The sequence below is a fragment of the uncultured Kluyvera sp. genome, from assembly GCF_902485085.1.
GTDB lineage: Bacteria > Pseudomonadota > Gammaproteobacteria > Enterobacterales > Enterobacteriaceae > Kluyvera > Kluyvera ascorbata.
In genome coordinates, this window is record NZ_CABTJS010000143.1 from 36,808 (window position 1) to 46,323 (window position 9,516).

Sequence of the window (9,516 nt, forward strand, 5' to 3'; positions counted from 1 at the left end):
CACGACGGTGCGGTTCGGGTTATCTTAATAACGATTATTTCAGGTCAGTCTGTACCTGATGCAGCGGTTTCGCCCATGGGTTTTTCGCCTGGACATCAGCTGGCAGAGCGCTGACAGCACGCTTCGCATCATCTTTCGATGCGTAGATGCCGCTAACCAGCACGTACCACGGCTGACCGTTGCGTGAGGTTTGATACACCACGTAGTTTTTCAGATTCTCTTTCTTCGCCCAACCGTTCAGGTTGTCGTAGTTAGATGAAGAGCTGAGCTGCAGCGTGTAGTGTGAGCCTGAGGCCGTTTTCAGCGAGTTTACGTCCCCCGCAGATTTGCCCGTAGCTGCCGCTGCCGGTGCTGCCGTAGCCGCTGGTGCAGTCGTAGTCGCCGCCGGTTTCGCGGTTTCGGTTGCGGCTACTGGCGCTTTCACCGGTGCTGCAGTCGCTGCAGTTTCGGTGTGCTTCGGTGCGGTAACGACAGGTTTCGCTTCAGCAGCAGGTTTGTTCTGCGTCGCTGGCGCGGTCGTTTTCGCCGTTGCCATTGGCTGTGGCTTCGTTTCGATAACCGTGTGTTTGCGTTCTGGACGCGGCGCGGTCGCCGTCTGACGAGGCGCTTCCGGTGCAGTAACAGCCGGACGAGCACCGTTGCGGATTGGCGCGACGGTTGCCGGTTCGGTCGGCAGCGTGGAGTTAACAACGGCGTTATCGATCTGGCCCTGCTGCTGCGTCAGCGCATTATTCAGGTCGCCCTGAACTTCAACACGCTGCTGTCCATCCGGTGCAGCCGTTTCCTGACCCTGAGTTGGGGTAGAGGAAATCGGCGGCAGAGAGACATCCTGTTGCTGCTGCGGGTTGTTTTCCTGCGCAGGCTGAGTCGTGTTAGCTTGATCGGTATTGGTATCACCAGAAAGCGAGATGCTCTTCTCAGAAGAGGCGCTCTGGTCAGCAGGGGACGGCGCTTTCAGTGCCGAACCGATACCCACAATCAGCACCAGCAACACCACAACCCCCAGACCCATCATGATGTACTGACGGGAAGCAGGCTTACGTGGTGCAGCGGCTTTACGTTTACGCGGGCGGCGCTCTACAACTTCCTCTGCATCGCCTTCTTCGGCTTCATCAGATTCATAGTATTCGTCTTCCGGCTCAGCTTCTTCACGCGCTTTGCGACTACGGGAAGGACGACGCTCATCAGCATCGAGATCCACATCATCAAAATTGATCTGTGGCTCGTTGTCACGATCGGAAGACTGACGAGAGCGACCAGTACGACGATCGCTGGGATCGGGTTTCAGCTCGTCTTCTGGTTTAAATTCATCCATTTAACACCCCACTAAAAGGCTTATGCCACGACAATTGCATATCACCTGAAGTTAAAACACCGCGCGAACGCGGCTTGACCTTTCTTATAGTTGCGCTCGCTGAGTATCAGCAATAGCGCCAAGAACCACATCGTGAGATACGCCACCGCGTACTTCACTCTTCCCGATGGCCAGCGGCAACACTAACCGCATTTCGCCAGCGAGAACCTTTTTATCTCGCATCATGTGCGGCAGATACGCCTCTGCCGACATTTCCTGCGGGCCAGTAACCGGCAGGCCTGCGCGCTTGAGCAGCGCGATAATACGCTGCGTGTCTTCGACAGCAAACTGCCCCAGACGTTCTGATGTGTGCGCAGCCATCACCATACCGGCCGCAACGGCTTCACCGTGCAGCCAGTTGCCGTAACCCATCTCGGCTTCGATCGCATGACCGAACGTATGCCCAAGATTGAGTAAAGCACGTAACCCGGTTTCGCGCTCGTCGGCTGCCACAACATCCGCTTTCAGCTCACAACAACGGCGAATACAGTACGCCATCGCTTTTTCATCGAGCGCCATCAGCGCATCGATGTTTTCTTCCAGCCAGTCAAAGAACGGTGCATCAAGAATGATGCCGTATTTGATCACTTCAGCAAGACCGGAGGAGAGTTCGCGTTTCGGCAACGTTTTCAGGCAATTCAGGTCAACCACCACGGAGGCTGGCTGCCAGAATGCGCCGATCATGTTTTTACCGAGAGGATGGTTGACCGCGGTTTTGCCGCCAACCGAAGAATCCACCTGAGACAACAAGGTGGTTGGAACCTGAATAAAACGCACGCCACGCTGATAGCTCGCCGCTGCAAAACCGGTCAAGTCGCCAATAACGCCGCCGCCTAAAGCAACGAGAGTCGTATCGCGACCGTGCGGTTTTTGCAAAAGCGCAGTAAAGACGGTGTCCATGACGGCCAGGCTTTTATACTGTTCGCCGTCTGGCAGAATGACGCTATCAACCTTCACGCCCGCCTGCTCCAGCACAGAACGGACCTGGTCCAGATAGAGCGGTGCCAGCGTTTCGTTGGTGACCAGCATGACCTGATCGCCAGACTTGAGCGGTAAGAAGGAAGCTGGATCGTTAAACAAACCAGCCGCGATGGTTATCGGGTAACTACGTTCCCCGAGAGTTACAGTAAGCCTCTCCATAACGCGACGTCCACCTTAGTTACTTTTATTCGCTGGCGTTCTATTCTGGGCCAGTATTAGTTGCTTTCCAGCATATGGATAATCTGGTTAGCGACAACTTTTGCGCTCTGATCGTCAGTACGGATGGTGACATCCGCAATCTCTTCGTACAGCGGGTTACGTTCGTCAGCCAGCGCTTCAAGCACTTCACGCGGAGGCGTTTCGACCTGCAGCAGCGGGCGCTTTTTATCACGCTGAGTACGTGCTAGCTGCTTTTCAATGGTCGTTTCCAGATAGACGACGACGCCACGAGCGGAGAGACGATTGCGCGTTTCACGTGATTTTACAGAGCCACCGCCTGTTGCCAGAACAATACCCTGCTTTTCCGTTAACTCATTGATGATTTTTTCTTCGCGGTCACGGAAACCTTCTTCGCCTTCGACATCAAAGACCCAGCCCACGTCAGCGCCTGTTCGTTTCTCAATCTCTTGATCAGAATCGTAAAATTCCATATTGAGCTGTTGAGCCAGCTGGCGCCCAATGGTGCTTTTGCCGGCACCCATAGGCCCAACCAGAAAGATATTGCGTTTCTCTGCCATTTTTTTGGTACTACTAAGACTATTCGTTAATGATAAATCCGCGCCGCAGTCGTTCGCGCGTCGCTGGACATGAACTGAAACCTCTTATGCAATAGAGCGAGAGTCAGACTGAAAATTATCTCAATACTCCGGCTGGTTTGGCAACAGATTAAATCAGCAGACTTCAGGAGGAAGGAACGTTATTCACTGACGCTCAAATCGGTACTCCTTGTATGCTAAATCCGGCCCCACGTCAAACTTGGGAAACACCTTATTCACCAAATCAGCACGTTTACCCGTCGCTACTGTGCAGAAATAATACGCGGGGTGATAAACACCACCAGCTCGCGTCGCTCATTGTCCTTCCCATCATGACGAAAAAGATGGCCTAACAAGGGGATATCGCCAAGAAATGGGACGCTATCGCGGGCGTTCTTATTCTTCTGCGAAAAAATGCCGCCCAGCGCCAGCGTTTCACCGCTTTTGACCTCAACCTGGGTTTCAATCTCCTGCTTGTCGATCGCCAGCACTTCGCCATCCGCCTGCTGCAGCACCTGCCCTGGCATGTTTTCACTGATGCGCAGCTTCAGGCGAACGCGATTATTTTGCAGGACGGTAGGGGTAACTTCCATGCCAAGCACGGCCTCTTTAAACTCCACCGAAGTCGCCCCGCTTTCACCGCTGGAGACCTGATAGGGGATCTCGCTACCTTGTTTGATACTGGCAGGCTGTAAGTGCGAGGCCAGCAATCTCGGGCTCGCAATAATATCCACCTTCTGTTTTTGCTCCAGCGCCGAGAGTTCAAGCTCAAGCAGGCGACCATTGATTTTTCCGATATTGAAACCGGCACGCGTCGTCGCATCAGAGACGTCGAGCGCGCTGCTTAAGATGGTGATTTTTCCTGCCCCCGTCTCTCCTGCGGCATCAGCAAGATTCCACTTCACCCCTAATTCTCGTAGGCTGGTTTCGTTGATGGTCACAATATGCGCCGCCAGTTCGACCTGCCCCACAGGGATATCCATCTCCTTAACCCACGCTTCCAGAGCCGGAAGGTGCTCACGGTCATCGCGGACAATCAAGCGGTTGGTACGCTTATCAACGGTGAGTGCGCCTCGAGTGCTCAGCAATTTATCGCCCGCCTTTGCTAGCTCACCGGCATCAGCATAGTGCAGCACCAGGCTGCGATTCATCAGCGGTAGCGCCAACTGACGTTTCTCATTTTCCTGCCGCATCAGCGCCTGTTTTTCCTCACGCCAGCGCTGTGTGTGGACGTAATAAACGCCGTTCTCCTGCCTTAGCACCAGTTCCATACTGTTGATGACCGTTTGCAGTGCCTGCTGCCACGGCAGGTTACGTAGCTGTAGAGAGAGCGTTCCCTGAACATCGGGGGAAATCACCATATTTTTCTGCTCCAGGTCAGCGAGGCTCTGAAGCAGCTGCACGACCGGTACGTCGTCCACCACCAGCGTGATGTTTTTCGCTGGGCTCAACGCTGGCAGCAACAGCGTCAGTACGAACAGGCTTATCCTTTTGATCATTCGTCGTTCCTTCTCTTTTCCATTGCCAACGCTGGGGCTCACACCCCTCTCCCGTCTCCACGGTCAGGCTATCTAACGTTATTGCTTTAATTCGCCAGCCCGCGCTGAGCGTCTGCTCTGCTTCAACCCTCTGCCAGCGGCCATCACTATCCAGCATTACAGCAATCAAACGCTGTGCCGATTGCGTTCCGCCCCGGTAGTGCCAGTTGGCAAGCTGCGCGGTCTGGCAGGTGTCTATTGCTGGAGCAAACGGATCTCGCATGCCGCAAAGTAGCGGGACGATGAGTAATAAAAGAAGCGCGCGTTCAGGATTCATCGTCGCGCACCAGCTGTAACGTAAAACGCAGCGCATCGTTATGCGCCATCAGCACAAAGGCCGTGACCTGCATACCGCGTTCGGCGAGCAGAGGAAAGGTAGAGGGAACGGATTGCCAGGGGGTTTCCAGCGACATTTCACCGCCCGCATCCGTAGGTTGCCACCCCGTGAGGCGCGCGCCCGCGCGTTGAAAATCAACCGGGGTGAACGGCAACGTGTTTTTCTCATCCAGCCTCGGCGTTGATAACATCTCCGCTTTGGTACGCATAACACGCTGTAAAATAGCCAGATATTGTCGGTGCTGAGTCAACTGCGCGCCACGACGTTGCTCAGCATCAAGATAAGCCTGATGTCCTGCCAGGTACCCCCCAGATATAGCGAGCAGAATAGCCAAAAGAGCCCCCGCCCTCACTTGTATTACTGGGGATAACCGCCCGATGCGCTCAAGGAACGGCATGGTCAGCCTCCTCACGCAAGGAATACTGGAATAGCCAGCGCCCGGTGCTATCCCGCTCAATTTTTTCTACCGGCTTCAGGCGGAACCCGGGAAAGGTGCGGAGGGTCTTTTCCACCTCGCCCAGCGCAGAAAACTGCGTTAAAACCCCCGAGAGCGACAGCGTACCGTCACGATAGCTGAACTCCTTTAGCCAGGCCGAGGCGGGAAGATGCTCTGCCAGCGTCTGTAGCCGCAATGCCCAGGCCTCCGTCGCTAGCCGGGAAAGCTGACGCTTTCTGAGCACCGATTGCCGTTGCATTTCCATCTGCAAAAGCGGCTCTTTTCGCGCCAACTGATGTGCTATCTGCTGCTCAGCAGACGCATGAGCGTCGCTTATCGCCCCAGCAGAAGACCAGCCTTCGCGCATGATTAATGTTACCGCACAGGATACCAGCCAGACCCCGCCGACCAGCAGGCCCCAGCAGCGTATCTGCCTCTGAAAGCGCATCCGACGCCAGGGGAGGAAGTTCACCGGAGATGCCTTCATCTCGAGGCCCCCATGGCTAGCGCAAGCGCCACGGCAAAATCGTCGCCGTTAGCAGGTAGCGGAGGATGTTTCTGCACGACTGCGCTCCAGGGGTCGAAACACCGTTCTTCGGCAGCGAGAGATGAGCAGCGCACCAGGCGCTGCGGGTTGATGCCTAGCCAATCAGCCAGTTGCGTAAGCGAGAGGGCGTCGTGAAATGTACAGTGCCCCCAGCCTTCCCGGCTTGCCCATAGCCACTGTTGATGGTCAGGCCAAACCAAAACCGCATCCTGCACCTCTGACTGTGCTACCAACACCTGTAGCGCACAGGCATCCGGCGTAATGCTCGTCACCTGTAGACGTAACGCCGTTGCCAGGTGGTGCAAACGCGCGATATCGCCTTGCTGAGCGGCGGTCACATTCCAGCGCGCAGCGGATTCCGCCAGATGATAGTCAAAGCAGAGCGACTCGGCGTTCATTTCAAGCTGCTGCGACATCGCGCTAGCAATCCACTGCGTTTGTTCAGCGTCACGTAGCGTCATTGACGCCAGAGGAAGGTTTTTTTGTAACGTTCTATGGGCGGGAAAGGCAACGCGGACCTCATGTTGCCAGGGGAGTTCCCGCCGCCACGGCTTGAGCACCGCCAGCAACGCCGCATCATCATGCTGCGCTGACGACGGTAGCGGTAGCTGCCACCAGCGGCGAAGACCCCAGCCGCTGCGCGTTCGCTGAAGGGCGACGATAAAGACGTTATCCTGCTGAATATGAAGACCCATTTGCCAGCATCTGAAAGCCATTTCACGATTATCCTTACGTCACCATCACAGTGACGACTATATCAATGCATCAGGCTTGCCTTTATACTACCGCGCGTTTGTTTATAAACTGCCCAAATGACACTTAATGGGAAATCTCCGGTGAAGTTCGTAAAGTATTTATTCATCCTTGCAGTCTGTTGCATTCTGCTGGGAGCAGGCTCGATCTACGGCCTCTACAAATATATTGAGCCCCAGCTGCCCGACGTGGCGACGCTCAAAGACGTGCGCCTGCAGGTGCCAATGCAGGTTTATAGCGCGGACGGTGAGCTTATTGCGCAGTACGGTGAAAAACGCCGTATTCCAATGACCCTCAACCAGATCCCACCAGAAATGGTGAAAGCGTTTATTGCGACCGAGGACAGCCGTTTCTACGAGCACCACGGGATTGACCCGATTGGTATTTTCCGTGCGGCAAGCGTGGCCATGTTCTCCGGCCACGCCTCGCAGGGGGCAAGTACCATTACCCAACAGCTCGCACGTAACTTCTTCCTCAGCCCTGAAAAGACGCTGATGCGTAAGGTAAAGGAAGCGTTCCTTGCCATTCGCATTGAGCAACTGCTGAGTAAGGACGAGATCCTTGAGCTGTATCTGAACAAGATTTACCTCGGCTATCGCGCCTATGGCGTCGGCGCGGCCGCACAGGTCTATTTCGGTAAGCCCGTTGACCAGCTAAGCCTAAGCGAAATGGCGGTGATTGCCGGTCTGCCAAAAGCACCGTCAACCTTCAACCCGCTCTACTCGTTAGATCGCGCCACTGCCCGTCGCAACGTGGTGCTGTCGCGTATGCTGAGTGAAGGCTATATCACCCAAGCACAGTACGATCAGGCGCGTAACGAAGCGATTGATGCCAACTACCATGCCCCTGAGATTGCCTTCTCTGCACCGTACTTAACGGAAATGGTGCGTCAGGATATGGTGAAACAGTACGGCGAACAGGCCTATGAAGACGGCTATCGCGTGTACACCACCATTACCCGCAAGAATCAGCAGGCGGCTCAACAGGCACTGCGCAATAACGTGATGGATTACGACATGCGCCACGGCTACCGTGGCCCGTCCAACGTGCTGTGGAAAGCTGGTGAAGCCGCGTGGGATAGCAAGAAGATTCGTGCTTCATTGCGTCCGCTGCCATCCTATGGCCCGTTAGTGCCGGCCGTTGTCACCGCAGCGAATCCGCAGGAAGCAACCGTCGAGTTGGCCGATGGCACTTCGGTGTCGTTAGGCATGGAAGGTATGCGCTGGGCGCGACCGTACCGTTCGGACACGGCACAAGGGCCAACGCCACGTAAGGTGACCGATGTCGTCGCGGCGGGGCAGCAGATCTGGATTCGTCAGAACGGCGATAGCTGGTGGCTGGCTCAGGTGCCGGACGTCAACTCCGCGCTGGTCTCCATCAACCCACAAAACGGTGCCATTATTGCGCTGGTGGGCGGGTTTGATTTCAACCAGAGCAAGTTTAACCGCGCCACTCAGGCGCTGCGTCAGGTTGGTTCTAACATCAAACCGTTCCTGTACACCGCCGCAATGGATAAGGGCTTAACGCTCGCCAGTATACTCAACGACGTGCCTATCTCCCGTTGGGATGCCGGTGCGGGTTCTGACTGGCAGCCGAAAAACTCCCCGGCGGAGTATGCTGGCCCAATCCGCCTGCGTCAGGGTCTTGGGCAGTCGAAGAACGTGGTGATGGTACGCGCGATGCGTGCGATGGGCGTGGATTACGCCGCAGAATATCTGCAGCGCTTCGGCTTCCCGGCAGAAAACATCGTGCATACCGAATCGCTGGCGCTGGGGTCAGCATCGTTCACCCCGCTGCAGGTCGCTCGCGGCTATGCGGTGATGGCCAACGGCGGCTTCCTGGTTGACCCGTACTACATCAGCAAGATTGAAAACGATCAGGGCGGCATACTGTTTGAAGCGAAGCCGAAAATCGCCTGTCCTGATTGCAATATCCCGGTTATCTATGGCGATACGCAGAAATCTAACGTGCTGGAAAACAACGACGTGGAAGACGTTGCCGTTTCTCAGATGCCGCAGAACTCTGCCGTACCGATGCCAGCGCTTGAACAGGCTAATCAGCAGTTGGTCGCTCAGGCCGGTGCTCAGGAGTACGCACCGCATGTGATTAACACGCCGCTGACGTTCCTGATTAAAAGCGCGCTGAACACCAACATCTATGGCGAACCGGGCTGGCAGGGTACCGGCTGGCGCGCTGGTCGCGATCTGGGTCGTCATGATATCGGCGGTAAAACCGGGACCACCAACAGTTCGAAAGATGCCTGGTTCTCTGGCTACGGCCCTGGCGTGGTGACCTCAGTGTGGATTGGCTTTGACGATCACCGTCGCGATCTGGGACGCACTACGGCGTCTGGCGCCATTAAGGATCAAATCTCCGGCTACGAAGGCGGCGCGAAGAGCGCGCAACCGGCGTGGGATGCCTTTATGAAACAGGTTCTGGCAGGCGTGCCTGAGCAGCCGCTAACGCCGCCGCCAGGCGTGGTGACGGTCAATATCGACCGCAGCACCGGGCAGTTAGCCAACGGTGGCAGCAGCCGTCAGGAGTACTTCATCGACGGGACACAGCCTACGCAGCAGGCGGTTCACGAGGTGGGGACTGAGATAATTGATAACGGGGAAACCCACGAGTTGTTCTAAGAAAAAAGGCGCCGATGGCGCCTTTTTTTTGCTGACTCGTTGCTTTGATTCCGTGGCATCCCCGGCGGCGCTTCTGTACGACCGGATACATAGGTAACACTTCAGACCGGGAACATAGGTAACACTTTCCTAGTCTATCCGGATAATACTACGGCTTTTCCGGTCATAGTAAGCAAGCG

9 protein-coding genes are annotated in these 9,516 nt (G+C 55.7%); 1 reads left to right on the top strand and 8 read right to left on the bottom strand.

The genetic code is table 11. The features are described 5' to 3' along the window. Positions 1-34: 34 nt before the first annotated feature. From damX to RDN66_RS17965, 8 genes are all read right to left on the bottom strand, one after another. Positions 35-1,315 carry a cell division protein DamX gene (gene damX, locus RDN66_RS17930; RefSeq protein ID WP_202217068.1) on the bottom strand — a complete coding sequence of 427 codons (1,281 nt, stop codon included), beginning with the start codon at positions 1,313-1,315 and terminating at the stop codon, positions 35-37. 84 nt (positions 1,316-1,399) lie between these two features. Further along, positions 1,400-2,494 carry a 3-dehydroquinate synthase gene (aroB, locus tag RDN66_RS17935; RefSeq protein ID WP_123650858.1) on the bottom strand — a complete coding sequence of 365 codons (1,095 nt, stop codon included), beginning with the start codon at positions 2,492-2,494 and terminating at the stop codon, positions 1,400-1,402. 56 nt (positions 2,495-2,550) lie between these two features. After that, positions 2,551-3,072: a shikimate kinase AroK gene (gene aroK, locus RDN66_RS17940; protein ID WP_035892101.1), complete on the bottom strand. Its 522-nt coding sequence runs from the start codon at positions 3,070-3,072 to the stop codon at positions 2,551-2,553. A 281-nt stretch (positions 3,073-3,353) separates the two neighbouring features. Then, on the bottom strand, positions 3,354-4,586 hold the full coding sequence (gene hofQ / locus RDN66_RS17945; RefSeq protein WP_227675199.1) for a DNA uptake porin HofQ: 1,233 nt from the start codon (positions 4,584-4,586) through the stop codon (positions 3,354-3,356). Beyond that, positions 4,468-4,905 (bottom strand): HofP DNA utilization family protein, encoded by a 438-nt coding sequence (locus RDN66_RS17950; RefSeq protein ID WP_227675130.1) that lies wholly within the window; start codon positions 4,903-4,905, stop codon positions 4,468-4,470. Before RDN66_RS17950 ends, hofQ begins: the two co-directional genes overlap by 119 nt. Continuing rightward, entirely contained in the window at positions 4,895-5,299 is a 405-nt protein-coding gene (locus RDN66_RS17955) for a DNA utilization protein HofO (RefSeq protein ID WP_202217066.1), read from the bottom strand. Before RDN66_RS17955 ends, RDN66_RS17950 begins: the two co-directional genes overlap by 11 nt. A gap of 49 nt (positions 5,300-5,348) precedes the next feature. Continuing rightward, positions 5,349-5,888, bottom strand: a complete 540-nt coding sequence (locus RDN66_RS17960) for a PilN domain-containing protein (RefSeq protein WP_202217065.1) — start codon at positions 5,886-5,888, stop codon at positions 5,349-5,351. Next, complete coding sequence (locus RDN66_RS17965; protein WP_227675129.1) at positions 5,885-6,643, bottom strand: pilus assembly protein; 759 nt, start codon at positions 6,641-6,643, stop codon at positions 5,885-5,887. Before RDN66_RS17965 ends, RDN66_RS17960 begins: the two co-directional genes overlap by 4 nt. Positions 6,644-6,784: 141 nt before the next feature. Here RDN66_RS17965 and mrcA point away from each other — a divergent pair, with 141 nt between their 5' ends. Beyond that, positions 6,785-9,337, top strand: a complete 2,553-nt coding sequence (gene mrcA, locus RDN66_RS17970; protein ID WP_202217063.1) for a peptidoglycan glycosyltransferase/peptidoglycan DD-transpeptidase MrcA — start codon at positions 6,785-6,787, stop codon at positions 9,335-9,337. Positions 9,338-9,516: the final 179 nt, after the last annotated feature.

What these genes read in the sequence shown, in the direction of transcription:
- damX (WP_202217068.1), bottom strand. Translation starts at nt 1,315, where the DNA reads ATGGATGAATTTAAACCAGAAGACGAGCTGAAACCCGATCCCAGCGAT.
- aroB (WP_123650858.1), bottom strand. Translation starts at nt 2,494, where the DNA reads ATGGAGAGGCTTACTGTAACTCTCGGGGAACGTAGTTACCCGATAACC.
- aroK (WP_035892101.1), bottom strand. Translation starts at nt 3,072, where the DNA reads ATGGCAGAGAAACGCAATATCTTTCTGGTTGGGCCTATGGGTGCCGGC.
- RDN66_RS17950 (WP_227675130.1), bottom strand. Translation starts at nt 4,905, where the DNA reads ATGAATCCTGAACGCGCGCTTCTTTTATTACTCATCGTCCCGCTACTT.
- RDN66_RS17960 (WP_202217065.1), bottom strand. Translation starts at nt 5,888, where the DNA reads ATGAAGGCATCTCCGGTGAACTTCCTCCCCTGGCGTCGGATGCGCTTT.
- RDN66_RS17965 (WP_227675129.1), bottom strand. Translation starts at nt 6,643, where the DNA reads ATGGGTCTTCATATTCAGCAGGATAACGTCTTTATCGTCGCCCTTCAG.